Annotated in this window: 13 protein-coding genes and 1 pseudogene; 3 read left to right on the top strand and 11 right to left on the bottom strand. The window is 45.5% G+C overall.

Annotation, left to right across the window (positions count from 1 at the left end; genetic code table 11):
* Nucleotides 1–61: 61 nt before the first annotated feature.
* The 3 genes from ABID29_RS01655 to ABID29_RS01645 are packed head-to-tail and all read right to left on the bottom strand — an operon-like array spanning nucleotide 62 to nucleotide 1,748.
* Nucleotides 62–775, bottom strand: a complete 714-nt coding sequence (locus ABID29_RS01655) for an O-methyltransferase (protein WP_354363933.1) — start codon at nucleotides 773–775, stop codon at nucleotides 62–64.
* An 18-nt stretch (nucleotides 776–793) separates the two neighbouring features.
* Complete coding sequence (locus ABID29_RS01650) at nucleotides 794–1,420, bottom strand: HAD-IA family hydrolase (protein ID WP_354363932.1); 627 nt, start codon at nucleotides 1,418–1,420, stop codon at nucleotides 794–796.
* Nucleotide 1,421: 1 nt separating this feature from the next.
* Nucleotides 1,422–1,748, bottom strand: coding sequence for a winged helix-turn-helix transcriptional regulator (locus ABID29_RS01645; protein WP_354363931.1), 327 nt, complete (start codon nucleotides 1,746–1,748; stop codon nucleotides 1,422–1,424).
* Nucleotides 1,749–1,892: 144 nt separating this feature from the next.
* Between ABID29_RS01645 and ABID29_RS01640 the strand changes: the two genes are divergently transcribed.
* The gene (locus tag ABID29_RS01640) at nucleotides 1,893–2,525 is read left to right on the top strand and encodes an NAD(P)-dependent oxidoreductase (protein ID WP_354363929.1); all 633 of its coding nucleotides are present in this window, start codon (nucleotides 1,893–1,895) and stop codon (nucleotides 2,523–2,525) included.
* Nucleotides 2,526–2,567: 42 nt separating this feature from the next.
* Here the strand turns inward: ABID29_RS01640 and ABID29_RS01635 are convergent, their stop codons facing one another.
* The 6 genes and pseudogenes from ABID29_RS01635 to ABID29_RS01610 all read right to left on the bottom strand — a co-directional run bounded on the left by ABID29_RS01635 (nucleotide 2,568) and on the right by ABID29_RS01610 (nucleotide 9,344).
* On the bottom strand, nucleotides 2,568–3,077 hold the full coding sequence (locus ABID29_RS01635; RefSeq protein WP_354363928.1) for a GNAT family N-acetyltransferase: 510 nt from the start codon (nucleotides 3,075–3,077) through the stop codon (nucleotides 2,568–2,570).
* Nucleotides 3,078–3,630: 553 nt separating this feature from the next.
* Nucleotides 3,631–5,433 carry an oligoendopeptidase F gene (gene pepF, locus ABID29_RS01630; protein WP_354363927.1) on the bottom strand — a complete coding sequence of 601 codons (1,803 nt, stop codon included), beginning with the start codon at nucleotides 5,431–5,433 and terminating at the stop codon, nucleotides 3,631–3,633.
* Complete coding sequence (locus ABID29_RS01625) at nucleotides 5,408–6,400, bottom strand: competence protein CoiA (RefSeq protein WP_354363925.1); 993 nt, start codon at nucleotides 6,398–6,400, stop codon at nucleotides 5,408–5,410. Before ABID29_RS01625 ends, pepF begins: the two co-directional genes overlap by 26 nt.
* 265 nt (nucleotides 6,401–6,665) lie before the next feature.
* A complete protein-coding gene (locus ABID29_RS01620) occupies nucleotides 6,666–7,028 on the bottom strand; it encodes a pneumococcal-type histidine triad protein (protein ID WP_354363946.1) in 363 nt (120 codons plus the stop codon).
* Nucleotides 7,023–7,943 (bottom strand): annotated as a pseudogene (locus ABID29_RS01615) (metal ABC transporter solute-binding protein, Zn/Mn family); the annotation flags it as partial. The gene ABID29_RS01620 and the pseudogene ABID29_RS01615, both read right to left, overlap by 6 nt.
* A 444-nt stretch (nucleotides 7,944–8,387) precedes the next feature.
* Nucleotides 8,388–9,344 carry an ROK family glucokinase gene (locus tag ABID29_RS01610; RefSeq protein ID WP_354363924.1) on the bottom strand — a complete coding sequence of 319 codons (957 nt, stop codon included), beginning with the start codon at nucleotides 9,342–9,344 and terminating at the stop codon, nucleotides 8,388–8,390.
* 273 nt (nucleotides 9,345–9,617) lie between these two features.
* On the opposite strand from ABID29_RS01610, the gene trkA reads away from it, so the two are divergent.
* Together trkA and ABID29_RS01600 are read left to right on the top strand one after the other, a co-directional pair.
* Complete coding sequence (gene trkA / locus ABID29_RS01605; RefSeq protein ID WP_354363922.1) at nucleotides 9,618–10,973, top strand: Trk system potassium transporter TrkA; 1,356 nt, start codon at nucleotides 9,618–9,620, stop codon at nucleotides 10,971–10,973.
* Between the two features lies 1 nt (nucleotide 10,974).
* Nucleotides 10,975–12,450: a TrkH family potassium uptake protein gene (locus tag ABID29_RS01600; protein WP_354363921.1), complete on the top strand. Its 1,476-nt coding sequence runs from the start codon at nucleotides 10,975–10,977 to the stop codon at nucleotides 12,448–12,450.
* Between the two features lie 305 nt (nucleotides 12,451–12,755).
* Here ABID29_RS01600 and ABID29_RS01595 read toward each other — a convergent pair whose 3' ends face one another.
* Both ABID29_RS01595 and ABID29_RS01590 read right to left on the bottom strand, forming a co-directional pair.
* Nucleotides 12,756–14,765 (bottom strand): FtsX-like permease family protein, encoded by a 2,010-nt coding sequence (locus tag ABID29_RS01595; protein ID WP_354363920.1) that lies wholly within the window; start codon nucleotides 14,763–14,765, stop codon nucleotides 12,756–12,758.
* Nucleotide 14,766: 1 nt separating this feature from the next.
* Nucleotides 14,767–15,522 carry an ABC transporter ATP-binding protein gene (locus ABID29_RS01590; RefSeq protein ID WP_168549014.1) on the bottom strand — a complete coding sequence of 252 codons (756 nt, stop codon included), beginning with the start codon at nucleotides 15,520–15,522 and terminating at the stop codon, nucleotides 14,767–14,769.
* Nucleotides 15,523–15,625 lie beyond the last annotated feature (103 nt).

Genomic DNA, 15,625 nt, shown 5'->3' with positions numbered 1-15,625 from the left:
TGAGAGATGGATCAATCATTACCCCAAACGACTACTAAACTACAAGACGCCTAGAGAAGTTTTAACAACTGGCTAACTTGGACTTGAAATTTGGCTTTTTTCTAAGAATCAGAAGACCATCTCCCAGTGGAAGCAGGCTAGCTGTCAGGTCAGGGTGATTCAGGGTCGCTTCAAAGAGCTTGTGAAGTCCCTTGTAGATAGCCCGTTGTCCACGGTGGATTTGATCAAATGGCAGAGCCACATCACCACCTTGGAAGACGTCGTCAATGACGACGACACCGCCGACCCTTAATCGCTTGAGGATTTCAGGCAGAAAAACGATGTACTTGGATTTAGCAGAATCCATAAAAGCAAGGTCATAAGTTTCCGTCAGTCCACCCAAAAGATCCACCGCATCGCCCTCCAAGAGAGTAATTTGCTGGCGATGATCATACTTGGCAAAGTTAGCCTTGGCCAGCTCAATCATCTCAGGATTGCGGTCGATGGTCGTGATTTGGGCAGACGGGGCATTATCAGCCATAAGCAGGGCTGAAAAACCGATAGCCGTTCCGACTTCTAAAATCTGCTTGGGTTGCAAGGTCTGCAAGAGAAAGCGGAAATAAGCCACCGTCTCATGAGGAATCACAGGGACATTGTGTGCCTTGGCAAAAGCCTCAAGCTCTGCCAGATGACCAGTAACTGGCGCCTGCTGGTTTCGCATAAAATCAACAATTTCAGGCTTGACCACGGGGCGTCTCATGTTGTGATTGGAGTGTTCATTATATGTTTTTACCATAAGACGATTGTACCATATTTACTTGAAAATCGGTAGTGCTAAAATATCCAATAAATGTTCAATGTTGGTATTGGTTGGACTGTCTGGCTGGGTCAGGTTAATAGAGTGAATCCCTGCTCGCTCGGCAGCTTCCCTGTCCAGAGAGCGGTCACCGATATAGTAGGTCTGGTTTTTGTCCAGACCATACTTGTCCAAAAGATAGAAAAGAGCATCCGGCTCTGGTTTTCTGGCAAAACCGTGGGTGCTGTTAATCACCTCAGTGAAATAATCAGCAATGCCCAGACGTTCGAGGACTGCGTCAGTTGTCGCTCCCTTGTGAGTATAGATAAAGTGACGAACGCCAGCCGAGGCTGTCTGAGCCAGAACTTCTAGAGCACCTGGCATCAGGATAATCTGGTCATCTAACTGCTCCTGCCCTGCCATAAAACTAGCCATCAGTTGGAGATCATCACCTTCTAAATCAGCCTTCTTTGCTTGGGTCTCCAACAAGTGTTTAACGGAGGTCTGAAGGATAAACTCCCCAACCTCCGTCTCATCAAAAGCCCAACCATGCTGCGCATAGAGTTGTTTTAGCACGGTCATAATGGCTGGATAGGAATCTGCTAGAGTGCCGTCAAAATCCCAAATAAACGCGGTTTTTGTCATTCTAATTTCCCTCTTTGTGTGTTCTAATATACTTCCCACCCCAGACCTCAATTTGCTCCAAAACAGCGTGAAATTCCTGCCCAATCGCTGTTAAGCGATACTCAACCCGAGGCGGGACTTCTGGATAAACCGTTCGTGTAATCAAGCCCTCGTCTTCTAGATAGCGTAATTGCTTGGTCAGGGTGGATTGGGTAATTTCTCCCAGATCTCGTTGGAGTTGACCAAATCGCTTGGTCTGTCCATCCAAATGATGCAAAATCAAAATCGCCCATTTCCCTGAAATGAGTTTTTGCGTGGTTACAAAGGGACACTTGCCAAATAATTCCATCTTTTTCTCCTTGATATCATCCATTTCTATCCCAAAAGATACCAACTATCTATAAAAAACCTACTTGCTATTTTCTACTAACTTGTTAAAATAGTGGTGTAATCGATTATAACACAATTTTGTTAAAAAAGGTAGGTAAACACTATGAAAATTGCCATTATCGGTGCCAACGGCAAAGCTGGCAAACGCATTGCTCAAGAAGCCCTCAAGCGCGGTCATGAGGTCACAGCCATCGTCCGCGATGCTCAAAAAACGGACCTCCTCTCTGTGATTGAAAAATCTATTCACCAGTTGACAATAGATGATTTAGCTCCATTTGACGCTGTCGTTTCCGCCGTTGGTTATTGGACCCCGGAAACGTTTCCACTTTTTTCGGAAGATATTCGTCATCTAGGACAACTCTTATCCACTAGCACTACACGCCTGATTATCGTCGGCGGTGCAGGTAGCCTCTATGTAGATGATAAACACACTCTTCAACTGCTCGACACCCCCGATTTCCCAGCGGAATTCTACCCCTTAGCTAAGGCTATGACTGACGCTCTCGCTGTCTTACGAACATTCTCTGGCCTTGCTTGGACCTTCTTTAGCCCAGCAGGAGATTTTGATGACACTGGCAGAGCAACTGGTCAATATCAGCTTGGTGGCGAAGAACTCATTCTCAACGCTGCTGGCGAGAGCTACATCAGCTATGCCGACTATGCCTTAGCCATGGTTGATGAGCTGGAAAACGCCCGTTTCATCCGCCAACGGTTTACAGCTGTATCTGAGCGCTAAAATCAACCCCACTCTCGATAGATAGTTGAGAGTGGGGTTTTCTTATCTGGTCACCCAATAGCGGGCTAAGGTTTTTCCGTCCTTAAGAGTGATAATGTCCTGCAACACACCGCCGACACTCTCAATCGTCTTGCGACTGGGCAGATTGTCCGCCAAAGCAGTGATAAAGACACGGTTAATTCCTCTTTCCTCGTAGCGGTCAAGGGCATAGCGGAGCAGGGTTCGCATAACCCCCTGCTGCCGAAATTTGGGTGAGGTAACATAGCCAATATGCCCACCCACAGTCGCTAAGTCCCCCTTATCTAACTCCCAACGACAACCGATTCGTCCAGCTATCTCATCACCAATAAAGGCGTAATAATTGGTTGACGTTGACCAGTCAGGATGATTTGTCTGGGTTTCAAAGCGCTTAGACTTTTCATAAAAAGCCTTAAAATCTTCCACTCGTTTAGTTTCAACAAAGGCATTTCCCGCCTCTTTTTCTGCAACCAACAAACAATTAAACTCTTTGAAGGCCACTTCATCAGTTAAAGACAAAGATCTTATTTCCATCGTGCTCACCCCTACTTTCTAAAAGACTTATAAAACCTATGGAGAAGCTTCGTCAACTAAACAATCCTTAAACCATTAGCATCCTTCTCATTTAGACTGACCTCATAAGCCAACTCTTCTGAATTCCCCTTTGATTGTAGCTCCAATGGTAGCCGATAACAGATAAACGGGGCTTGCTTTCACATTGCTCTTCCAAGCAGTTGTCTAGGACAGCTCTTTCACTGAAACTGCCACTGCTACGCCAGCAATAGCTCTGTCTGAAAGAGTAGCTGTCCATTCAGGTGGTTCTAGACTAATTGTTAACGGTTTAGCTGAAACGTTTGATTGGAAAAGTTCTCCAGCAAAAACTCTTACCGCTTTAGTGTTTGAAAAACATGAGGGTCTGTTGACCTTTGAGGTGAAGCGTCAGCTATTTTGCTTAACGCAAAAAGAGAGCATTGCTCCTCCTCTCAAGCGTAAACACCTCTTTAAGAAAAGATCGAAAGATTGTCACAGAAAGATATTTCAAATAGTGACAACGTTTCGATCTAAACTTACTCTTACCAAGCCTAGCTTATTTATGCGCGCCTTTTTTAATGAGGGCTTCCAATTCATCCAATCGGCGTTCAAAGACCTTAAAGGCATCATTAAGGTAATCTTCTTGGCTCATGTCAACACCAGCTTTTTTCATAATTTCTAACGGATAATCAGAGCGTCCTGCACTCAAGTAAGCGATGTAATTTTCCTTATCTTCTGGGCTACCATTGATGATTTTATCTGCCAAGGCAGTCGCTGCCGCAAAACCAGTTGAGTATTGGAAGACATAGTAGTCGTAGTAGAAATGTGGAATCCGTGCCCACTCATATTGGATTTCTGGATTGTCTTCTTTAGAAAGACCATAATATTTCTCATTGATTTCCGCATAAAGGGTATTGAGAAATTCACTGGTCAAGACTTCCCCAGCCTGGTCTGCCTGATGGATAGCCTGTTCAAACTCTGCAAACTGAGTTTGACGGAAAATGGTTGCTCGGAAACCATCCAAGTAGTGGTTCAAGATGGCAAACCGCGTCGCATCATCGTCTACTTCGTTGAGCAAATGCTCGGTCAGGAGATTCTCATTAGTGGTTGACGCTATCTCAGCCAAGAAGATAGAATAATCTCCGTAAACGTAAGGCTGGTTCTCGCGTGTATAACTAGAGTGCATCGAATGACCTGTTTCATGCACCAAGGTAAAAAGATTATTCAAATTATCCTGCCAGTTGAGCAACATAAAGGCATTGGAATCATAGCAACCACCAGAATAGGCTCCTGAACGTTTGCCAGCATTTTCATGAACATCAATCCAACGCTCAGCAAAGGCTTTTTTCACACAGCTAAGATAATCGTCTCCCAAAATAGCCAAGGCTTCTTCAGACTTAACTAAAGCTTCTTCATAAGTATAAGAAAGCTCTGTCTCGGCCAAAGACGCATACATGTCATACATTTTAAGCTCATCAAGTCCCAAGACCTCTTGACGCAATTTCACATACCGATGCAACAGTGGCAAGTGCTTATTAACCGCTGATACGAGGCTGTCATAGACAGATTCTGGCACAAAGTTGCGTGACAAGGCTGCTTCACGCGCTGATTGGAAATGACGCAAATTAGCAGTTAAGTTATGGGTTTTAACCGTTGTCTGCAAGGTCTTAGCGAAAACGTGCTGGAACTGCTTGTAGGTAGCATACATAGCCTCGTAGGCACCTTTTCTGACGTCCCGATCCTTAGACTCGACAAAGGTGATGTAATTGCCATGAGTCAACTGGACCTCTTGCCCCTTATCATCCTTGACCATCGGAAATTCCAAGTCAGCATTGTTCAAGATAGAGAAGGTCTCTGAACCTGAAGATAAAATCTCACTGGTCGCTGCGATGATCGTTTCTTCTTCCTTAGATAGGATATGTGGCTTATTTTGGAATAGTTTCTCAAAGTAATGCGCATAGAGAGCTAAACCGGGCTCCTCTGCCACAAACTGCTCATAGGTCTCTGCCGATAAAGTTAAGAGCTCTGGCTCGTAGAAGGCAAAAACTTGGCTGAATTTCGCATAAACGCTCAGCGCCTTTGCATTGAATTCTTGGTACTTGGCTTCTCGTGTATCTTGGTCATTTCTCATGTGCGCATAACTGTAGAGTTTCTCCAAACGACGAGACAAGGCTAGCTGGGTCTCTGTCACCGCAAGCAAGTCAGCCGCTGACTGTGTCAAACGTCCTTCCAAAGTTTGGGCTTCTTCGATCGCTATTTCCAAAGACTTCAACTCTTGCTCCCAATCGCTATCCGTCTTAAAAACTGTGGTCAAATCCCATTGGTACTTTTCGTCAATTTCGTTTCTTTGTTTTACCATTTTGTAAATCCTCCATGGCTCCTATTTTACCATAAAAGGCAGGAGAATACAGGAACTGAACCGACTTGTCCTCCTGTTTTTTATAATAGGCGTGAAACTGCTGATAGTAGGGCAAGAGATTTTCACCAATCTGGGCAAAGTCTGTGAAAGGGATGAGCCCAATCTGGGGGTAAAAATCATCCTTGGTCTGCGTCAGGAGATTCCCTCCTTTTTGGTAGGCAAGAGCCTGCTTGGCCATCCATTTAGGCGTGCAAAAATGCAATTGCTTGGCCACATAGGAGACAATTTCTTCATCCATAAGCCCCTTGAAAGAAGCTACTGGCTGCTGGACAAAGGGCTGGCGCAAAACATCTAGCAAGCCTCCTTCGCCAAAGGCAAAGGATTCCTCCTGACACTGAATTTGCCCGTGAAGGTCCTCATGAATCAGATACTTCAGACGCAGAACCTGCTTTTCTAAGTCCAACTCCCACAGATGAAAGCCACGGTTCTGGCTAAAGTAGAGAAAATCTTTTTGCAGGGGCCTGATGGTATCTCTCAACCACAATTTCTCCCCCAAAAGCCAGATCACATGGTAGCCCGCTTCTTGATAGGCCCTCGTCCGTTCCCGCAAGCGATCAGCTGATAGCGAACTACACTGAACTTCCAAAGCGACATTGCCCTCCAATAAAAGATCTGCCACCTGACCGATGGTCGGCAGATGCTTTTCTAACCAGACTTCCCTGTCGCCTGCCTGGCTCGCCCAGCGGTAAAGATCGCCTTTCAGGCTAAGATGCTCGACAGATTCAGCCTCTGCCAGAAAGTCACACGCCTCTAGGCTGACATGGGCAAAATGAGGCCGCATCACCCGCCCTTTTTTCAGTCGCAATGGAGAGCGACAGCCTGGGCAGGTAAAGGGTCCCTGCCTTTTTGAAATGGTCTCGGTGACTGTATTCACCAAATTCTGATGTTTATCAAATGCTACTAACATGAAAAGTCCTCCAATTCTTTATTCGTAATCAGTTTCTTTTTTTCCATGTTCAGACCATCAAATGAGGATAGTCTGTGATAACGTTTGACTGAAACCCATTAAGGTCTCTAACATCCATTGCAATGTCGAAAGATCAATTTTGAAGCGAAAGCATTCTCTTCTCCTAACTCTAGCCGGTTGATTCAGATTGTTGTCTTGACCCAAATGAAAACTAGGAGCCCAGCCCCTAGTCCGCTTATATTCTAACTTTTCCTATGAAAATTTCTTATTGACGAATACGCACTTTCTGACTTCCTTCTCTGAGGTAAAGGTAATAGGCATCTTGTCGTTTGATAATGTAGCCGTCTTCGACTTCATGGACAATATCCTCTTTGTTCAACTGATAAGCTGGATCCGTCCAAATCAAGTCCTGACTGATCAAGGCATCAAATGGTACCTTACCATTATAAAAATGATAATGGTCCCCGTGAGAGGTCACATAGCCATCCTCTGTGATACTGATCACAACCTGCTCTGCCGAAATCCCTTCCTCCTGGTCAATCTCAGCCATGGTCTTAGATTCCTTTCCTTGGTGACCAGCAGCTTGATCCGACGATGTTTTGGAGGCTCTAGAAGGGGCCTTCTTCAAAGAATCTAGCAAAATTTTGAGATTTTCTTCTAAGTTTTCAAGGTAGAACAGACCATTTTGAGGGTCGATTTCCAGTGGGCTCAAGGTGGCTAACTCAGCTCCCGTCGCCTGAGCCACGGTCTCTGCTAATTTTGGAGAAACGCCCTGTTCTACAAAAATCGTTCCTACTTGATGTTCCCTGACGAATTCTTCGATCTCCGCCAACTGTCTGGATGTCGGCTCCTGCTCCGTTGAAATCCCTGCAATGCCCAGCTGTTCCAGACCAAACCGCTTGGCCAGGTAAGAAAAGGCCGTGTGAGAAGTTACGAAATAATTTGACGGTGCCTTGGCAAACTCTTTTTCGTAACGATCAACTAATTTGTGGGCTTGCTCCGCGAAGGCCTGCGCATTAGCCTGATAGGTCTTCTTGTTTTTAGGATCAATTTTTGACAACTGGTCCGCAATCACCTGGGCTTCTTCAGCCGCCTTGATCGGGTCTGTCCAGGTATGGGGGTCGTAGAGGCTGGACTCATCTTGACCCGATTTGGGCTTTAGGTCTTCCAAGCCCTTGACACGGTCCAAGCTCATCCCTGCTGTCGCTTCTATCACAGCTACATCAGAACCTTTCAAATTAGGTTCTAAGGCGCCAGCCCAATTTTCCAAGGTATGGGAATGATAGATGAAAACATCCGACTCATAAATCTTTGCAACATCTGCTGCTGAGGGTTCAAAGCCATGGATGCCTGACTGAGATTGCAAGATTTGAACCTCATTGAGTTCGCCTGAGATATATTGGGTCAGAGCATAGACAGGGTAAAAACTGGTCATAATTTTCAAGCCGCCATTCTTGGGTGAAGCCTCTTGCCCCTGACAGGCTACAAGTAATAAACTAGTTAAGCATAGACTTAAAAATAAAAAAAACTTAGTAGGTTTCATTGTAAGCTCCTCTTTCCTAAGTAATATTTTACCAGTTAACAAATTCTTGTCAAGACCCTTCTTTGACTAGGCACGCGTAGGCATGAAGAAAATGCATGCAACCCTTTTCTAGCTACATGCATTTTTTAACGTTTCTTAAAAACATTTCGATAATCGGCACTAGTCTCTTCATCTCTCAGAAATTTTACGACACCTGTCATCTAAAAATTCACTACTTCGCTGAAAAAGCTTTCTGAAATCGTCGTTTCTTCATGGGTTTGGCGCCTTAATACTCGAAGAAAAGCAGTCTAGTCTAGGAAACGAAGCTGATGATAGAACTGGAGTTTCTCGAAGCAAGTTGATAAAGGCTATCTTTGATTTTCAAAGAGTCTCACTATGCCTGAGGCAGAATAGCACCCCTCATCACCAGAGGATAAGGAAGTTCTATCTTTCTTCAACTGTTTCTTAGAGCACCAGAGAAGCTGCTCCGATCACGCCCGCATCATTGCCAAGAGTGGCTAGAGAGAGGGTCGTTGAGGTACGAATTTGTGGGAAGCTGTTTTCCTCGAAGACCTTGCGCACACCATCCAGCAAGAAGTCGCCTGCGGCAGACACACCACCACCGATAACGATGTAGGCTGGGTTGAGGACGCTGGCAATATTAGCACAGGCCGTGCCCAGATAGTGGGCAAACTGCTTATAGACCATCAAGGCAAGTGCATCGCCTTCCTTCGCCAGATCAAAGACATCCTTGGCGGTCACATCCTGGGCATCGTCCACGAGCGCCTTGAGCTTGGAATCTCCAGCATAGTTAGCGGCAAAACGACGGGCTAGATTGACAATGCCTGTTGCAGAAGCAACAGTTTCCAGGCATCCCTTCTTGCCACAGGTACACTCGAACGGCTGGTCAAAATCAACGGTGATATGGCCCAGCTCACCACCAGCTCCTGCAATGCCATGAATCAGATTGCCACCAGCAATAACGCCGCCACCGACACCTGTTCCCAGCGTCATAAAGACGACGTCAGGATTGTTTTCGCCAGCACCAACCCAGCGCTCACCAAGCGCAGCAACGTTGGCATCGTTGTCAATAAAGAACGGAATGCCAAGCGCACCTTCAATCTGCTGACGAATCGGTTGCAGGGTTTTCCAGTTGAGGTTATATGCTCCGATAACCGTTCCTTTCTGGCTATTAACGACACCAGGTGAACCCATCCCAATTCCTAGAAAATCATCCTTGGTCAAGCCGTGGCTGTCTAACTTGCTCTGAATAGAGTCGATAATATCTGGAACAATATGACTTCCTTCATCTAGGATATTGGTCTTAATCGACCATTTTTCCTGGATTTCGCCTTCCTGTGTCAGAATGGCCAGCTTGACAGATGTTCCGCCAAGATCAATGCCAATAATTTTTTTAGACATGGTTTTCTCCTTATTTCCTGAAAATTCTCCTTTATTATACCTCATTTTTTCCAAAATGAAAAGGATTTCAAAATTAATTTAGAATTTTTGATTGGTTCCTGAGAATTTGATTAGTGCAGAAATTCTGTAAAATTTTCAAATGAGTAGCTGGCCTCATATACTATTAGATTTAGTGGTATTCTCCCACGGCTTATGCTATAATAGCTCTATTCTATTTGGAAAGTCTTTTTGAATCATAACTTCTAGTTCTATGATTCATATGGAGGAAACACTGTGAAAATTATTGTTGCCGGAGGCGGCAAGGTCGGAGAGTTGCTTTGCGAGGAACTTGCTAATCAATATCACGATTTGGTTTTAATTGAAAAAAATCCTGATGTTTTAGAACATTTGCTGGATCACTACGACATAACAGGTCTTGTAGGTAATGCTGCGGCCTATGACATTCAGGTTGAAGCTGGTGTTAAAGATGCGGATGTCTTTATTGCCACCAGTGAGACAGATGAAATCAATATCATTTCAGCTATTATGGCCCGCAAGATTGGTGCCAAATATACCGTGGCCCGCGTCCGTAACCCTGAGTATGCTACCCAGTTTGATTTCGTCAGAGATAGCCTTGGAATTGACCTCCTTATCAATCCTGATTTTTCAGCAGCCCGAGATATCGCAGCCATCATCAAGTACCCGTCGTCGCTCAGCGTTGAAACCTTTATGGGAGGTCGAATCAACCTGGTTGAGTTTGAAATTTCAGATCGTTCGTCACTCGTCGGTATTCCCTTATATGACTATAAGAGCAAATTTGGGAGTTTGCGGGTGTGTATCATCCACCGTGGAGACGAGGTCATGATTCCTAAAGCAGATAGTCGCCTCCAAGTCGGTGATCGAGTCCATGTGACAGGTTTTGTAAATGATATGCTCAAATTCCGCCAATGCCTCTTAGATGGTGATGGTCAGATCAAGAGTGTCATGGTTGTCGGAGGTGGACGGATTGCCCACTACTTGCTCAAGCTCCTTTCAAAGAGCCGGATTGATACCAAGGTTATTGAGCAAGATGAAGACCGTTGTGAAGTCCTCAGTGTCGAATGGCCTCAGACGACCGTTGTCTGGGGAGACGGAACGGATCCTACCCTCCTGGAGGAGGAAGGCCTTACTCAGTATGATGCCTTTGTCTCATTGACTGGTGTTGATGAGGAAAATTTGATTACCTCAGTCTACGCTAAGCATTCTGGTATCAAAAAGGTCATCACTAAAATGAGCCGAACCAAGATTCTCAAAATCTTGGGCGATATTAAAATCAAGTCCATTATTACCCCAAAACAGTTGATTGCTAACGATATCATCCGTTTCATTCGCTCTCGGACCAACCTTCAAGGCTCAAACGTCGAAGCACTTTATCGCCTAGCAGATAACCAGGTCGAAGCCCTTCAATTTAGGGTCAAAAAAGAATCCAAAGTTTGTTTTATTCCGTTGCAGGAACTCAAACTCCGTAAGGATCTTTTTATCGTCAGTATCATCCGCAACGAGGAACTGATCTTTCCTGCCGGTCAGGATAGCCTCCAACCACACGACCGTGTGATTCTGGTAACGACCCACAATCATTTGACCGATATTAACGATATTTTGGAGGCCTAGTATGCGACAGTCCCTTATTCGTTATTTTATCGGTAAACTCATGCAAATCGAGGCTGGGCTCTTGTCCCTGCCCTTGCTCGTTAGTTTTGTCTATGGCGAGAGCCCTAGACAAAAGTTCGCTTACGGCAGCGTTGTGTTAGGGCTCTATCTTGTAGGCTTTCTCCTATGTTTTAAAAAACCTGCGCAATTCAAATTAACCGCCCGCGAAGGCATTTTCACGGTCGCCTTGGCTTGGATTTTTCTGTCCTTATTTGGGGCCTTGCCCTTGGTTCTGAGCGGTGAAATCCCCAATCCTTTTGACGCTTTTTTTGAAATTTCCAGCGGTTTTACAACAACTGGTTCAAGCATTCTCTCTGATCTTTCCGTTTTGGAAAAGTCTTCTCTCTTCTGGAGGAGTTTTACCCATCTGATCGGTGGAATGGGGATTTTGGTTTTTACACTGGCCATTCTGCCAAATGCTGGTTCGGACACTGTTCAGCTCATGCGAGCTGAAGTCCCTGGTCCTGTCTTTGGTAAAATCGTATCCAAATTGACCCAGACCGCACGCATCCTCTATGCCATCTATATTTCCATGACAGCAGTCATGATCCTCATCCTCTGCCTGGCAGGCGTGCCTCTCTTTGACAGCTTGCTCCTATCCTTTGGAACTGCTGGAACAGGAGGATTTGGAATCAACAATGCTGGCTTTGCCATCTACAGCAACCCTCAACTGGTGGAGTGGCTTATCGGCTTTGGCATGATGCTCTTTGGAATCAATTTTAACATCTATTACTTTATCTTGATTGGATCAGGATTTGAGGCACTCAAAGACGAAGAATTTAAGACCTACCTCGGCATCATTCTAGTAGCGACGATCGGTATTCTCCTCAATATCCTCCCCCATTACCAGAATATTTGGGATGGTCTCCGTGTCGCCTTCTTCAATGTCTCCTCCATCATTACAACGACTGGTTATTCAACAGCAGATTTTAATGATTGGAATATCATCAGTCACCTGATCCTTATCAGCCTGATGTTTATTGGGGGAAGTGCTGGATCGACCGCTGGTGGTCTCAAAGTCTCGCGGGTGCTGATCTACATTAAGATGGCCTTGTCAGAATTACGACGGGTTGGCCAGCCCAGACGCGTCGTGACGCCCCTCTTCAATAAAAAAATCATCGAGAAAGAGCGCCAGATTAACCTCGCCCACTACCTCCTGGTCTATATTTTAGTCTTTGGTCTGATCCTCTTCAGTGTCTCATTTGAATCTAAAGACCTGACGACCGCCTTCACTGCTGTTGCAGCCACCTTTAACAATATCGGACCTGGTTTGGGAGCGGTAGGCCCAATGTCTAATTTCTCTGCCTACTCGGATTGGAACACATTGGTCCTCACCTTCTCCATGCTGGCTGGCCGTCTGGAAATCTATCCCATGCTCATTCTCTTTGCACCTAGCACTCTTAAAACCTTCTCAAAATTACGCTTCTGGATGCGCTAGAAGGCATGTAATACTCAAAAACGCCTAAACATTGACTGTTTAGACGTTTTTGAGTATTACAGAGTTAACAAGTGATCCTAGGATAAGCCTACTGCTAAGAGTCCATTCTCATCTTCTTTGCCAATCAAAGAAAGTCCTTGTCAATTCGCTTCGATGAACTCCAGTTCCATCATCAGCTTCGTTTGCTAGGTTACCTTTGAGTATCACCTGACAAAGCGAGAGGCTGATAAAGGTAGTATTGCTCAACCGCAGACCAAATAGCCTACACAAATGGCCAGAACTCCTTCTTACAAGAATCGCACCTACTAACTCACAATTTTCCGATAACTGCGTGAGGTAATAGCAAACACCATCAGGTAAACAAGGAGAAAGACTAAACAGACTCCGAGCGTGACTTGCAGGATGTGCAGGGTAGACATGGGAACAAAGAGGTGCAGGATCTTGTCCAGCATGGTAAAGGCCGCAGCCAGATGGACAAAGGCACAAACCAGTGGCAATAAGAAGACAACCAGCACTTGCTTACGGATCGTTTGACGGGTCTGGTCTTCATCCAAACCAACCTTTTGCAAGATAACAAAGTTTTCCCGATCCTCGTAGCCTTCTGACACCTGCTTGTAGTAGATGACAAGGACCGTACCCAGCATAAAGATGACAGTCAAGAGCATCCCAATAAAGAAGAGAGAACCAAAGAGGGTCGTGATTTCCTTTTGGTTGCGTGCCCGAAAAGAACTGTAGACTGCTGTCTGATCCTGGAACTTTTCCTTGAGCAAAGCATTGAGCGGTTCTTCGAGGGCCAATTGCTGATCCCTTGACAGGCTGGTATCCAATCCGACGTAATAATACTGGGTCAGACTGGTCAGCTGATCGCTAGTTGGGTCATAGCTAGGCAATTGCTTGAGGACCTCTTCAGCATCTGCGACAACCATATAGACATTCTTGCTGAAAATCCCGGCTAGATTATCTGAGACATTGCCCTTGATAAAGTTTTCAACTTCTCCTTCGACGATCTGAAAAGCCTGACCATTCAAGACAAAGGGCTGGTTCTTATCTATCTGATGCCCTTCCACTCGGAGCATGGCCTCTCCATCTTTCAGCTCGACCCGCTCCCCTGTCATAGCCTGGTAATCGCCAGTCCCCACCATAAAGATAGCCCCTTCTGGCAGACCGCGTGTTTCAGCGTTGTAGGGAATGACCGTATTCCCCTCCATCTTTGCGATAGCCCCCATCATATAGCGATAGGCCACTTGCTTGGTCGCAGGAATCTGCTCCTTCTCCTTAAAGTCATCCAAGAGACGGGACAAATCGCTTAGCGCTGTTGGATCCTGTGGCTGCTTGTCCATCTTGAGGGAAATAGCATGCGGATTGCTCTTTTCAACGAAGCTATTGGTTCCGATGTAGATGCTGCTCCCTCCGGCCATGGTTACCAAGACCATGGTGGACAAGATGGCAATAGTGGCAAGCCCAGCCGCATTTTTCTTCATCCGAAAGATCAGGTTGGAAGTCGAAATAAAGTTCTTGGGTTGGTAGTAATAGCCTGCTCGCTTTTTCAAAAAACGAAGAAAGACGGTGATCCCTGCATTAAAGAGCAGATAAGTCGCGGCCATGACAAGAAGGACCGCAATAAAGAACAGGCTGATTGCTGTCACCGGATCCTTGACGATATTGGCCAGATAGTAGCCCCCACCTAAAAGACCAAGTCCCAGAAGGGTCTGTATGCCCAGAAAACGTCCTTTTTTCTCCCCTTTTTTACTTTCTTTATTTAATTCCAAAGCCTTGAGGCGAATCAGCTTAACCCCATTGAGAAGAAAAGTGAGAAAGAAAATCCCAGCAAACAATATCATAGTCGCAAGCACACTCGACCACTGGAAGGTTGATGCTAAAACGACAGGCCAATCCATCATTTTTAGGAGAATAGCATAAATCAGCTGGTCCAGAAGAAGTCCCAGGCCCAGACCAAGTCCCGTACTGATCAGACCAAACAAGAGGAGCTCGATTCCCACCATCTGAACCAGATGGCCTTTGTTCAGCCCTAGAATCTCATAAAGCCCCAATTCTTTGGTGCGATTTTTCATGACAAAGCTATTAGCATAAAGGATGATGGCAAGAGAGGCTACTGCGACAATAAAGGAGCCCAGGCCTAATATCATAATCACTTGAGCACCGCCATAAACTTCTTGGAGGCCAGGGTTAAACGTCAAGGACACAAAGATGTAAAAAATGGCAATGGTTAAGCTGGTCGCAAGCACAAAAGGGTAATAGAGGGAGCGATTTTTGAGAAGGTTGCTGACAGCCAGTTGGCGAATCAATCCAAACATGCTACTCACCTCCTGCCATAACGGTTAAGGTATCTGAAATCTGCTGGAACATTTGGCGTTCCGTCTTGTCACCACGGAAAATCTGATTGTAAAGCCTACCATCCTTGATAAAGAGAACTCGGTTAGCCCGGCTGGCTGCACTGGTTGAATGGGTCACCATGAGGATGGTTTGACCCGTCTGGTTGATGGTCTCAAAAACATCCAAGAGGGTGGCTGAGGATTTGGAATCTAGAGCTCCAGTCGGCTCATCCGCCAGAAGGATTTCAGGTTTACTAATAATAGCACGCGCTACAGCTACCCGCTGCTTTTGGCCACCAGATAATTCGTAAGGCATTTTGTCCTTAAGGCTAGCAATCCCAAGCATATTGAGAACTTCTAGAAGCCGCTTGGTCATCTCTCCAATCGGCCGACGCGACAAAACCAAGGGCAAAAGAACATTATCCTTGACTGAAAGAGTATCTAATAAGTTAAAGTCTTGGAACACAAATCCCAACTTTTCCCGCCGAAAAGCGGAAGCCTCTTTTGCTTTAATGGACTGGGTGTCCATTCCATTGAGCAAGACTTGTCCTGCAGTTGGTGTATCCAACATGGCTAGGATGTTGAGCAGGGTCGATTTCCCTGAGCCAGATTCCCCCATGATGGCGACGTATTCGCCCTCGTCAACCGTGAAATGAATGTCTTTTAGGGCCTCTACTTGGTTACTGGAAAACCGTGTTTTGTAGATTTTTTGAATATGCTGTACATCTAAAAGTGGCATAAGATTCTCCTTTTCTCATTTGGGGATTTCCCATAGTTCTGATACTAGTCTACCTTATCTTCGGAGTTCTTACCTTAACTTTACCTTTCATTTTGTCCATCTA

The organism is Streptococcus rupicaprae (assembly GCF_040545225.1).
GTDB lineage: Bacteria > Bacillota > Bacilli > Lactobacillales > Streptococcaceae > Streptococcus > Streptococcus rupicaprae.
This window is presented reverse-complemented; position numbering and strand designations above follow the sequence as displayed.

Excerpts from the sequence above, each read along its gene's own strand:
- ABID29_RS01635 (WP_354363928.1), bottom strand. The coding sequence starts at position 3,077 with ATGGAAATAAGATCTTTGTCTTTAACTGATGAAGTGGCCTTCAAAGAG.
- ABID29_RS01610 (WP_354363924.1), bottom strand. The coding sequence starts at position 9,344 with ATGTCTAAAAAAATTATTGGCATTGATCTTGGCGGAACATCTGTCAAG.
- ABID29_RS01600 (WP_354363921.1), top strand. The coding sequence starts at position 10,975 with ATGCGACAGTCCCTTATTCGTTATTTTATCGGTAAACTCATGCAAATC.
- pepF (WP_354363927.1), bottom strand. The coding sequence starts at position 5,433 with ATGGTAAAACAAAGAAACGAAATTGACGAAAAGTACCAATGGGATTTG.
- ABID29_RS01645 (WP_354363931.1), bottom strand. The coding sequence starts at position 1,748 with ATGGAATTATTTGGCAAGTGTCCCTTTGTAACCACGCAAAAACTCATT.
- ABID29_RS01655 (WP_354363933.1), bottom strand. The coding sequence starts at position 775 with ATGGTAAAAACATATAATGAACACTCCAATCACAACATGAGACGCCCC.
- ABID29_RS01595 (WP_354363920.1), bottom strand. The coding sequence starts at position 14,765 with ATGTTTGGATTGATTCGCCAACTGGCTGTCAGCAACCTTCTCAAAAAT.
- ABID29_RS01640 (WP_354363929.1), top strand. The coding sequence starts at position 1,893 with ATGAAAATTGCCATTATCGGTGCCAACGGCAAAGCTGGCAAACGCATT.
- ABID29_RS01650 (WP_354363932.1), bottom strand. The coding sequence starts at position 1,420 with ATGACAAAAACCGCGTTTATTTGGGATTTTGACGGCACTCTAGCAGAT.
- ABID29_RS01590 (WP_168549014.1), bottom strand. The coding sequence starts at position 15,522 with ATGCCACTTTTAGATGTACAGCATATTCAAAAAATCTACAAAACACGG.
- ABID29_RS01625 (WP_354363925.1), bottom strand. The coding sequence starts at position 6,400 with ATGTTAGTAGCATTTGATAAACATCAGAATTTGGTGAATACAGTCACC.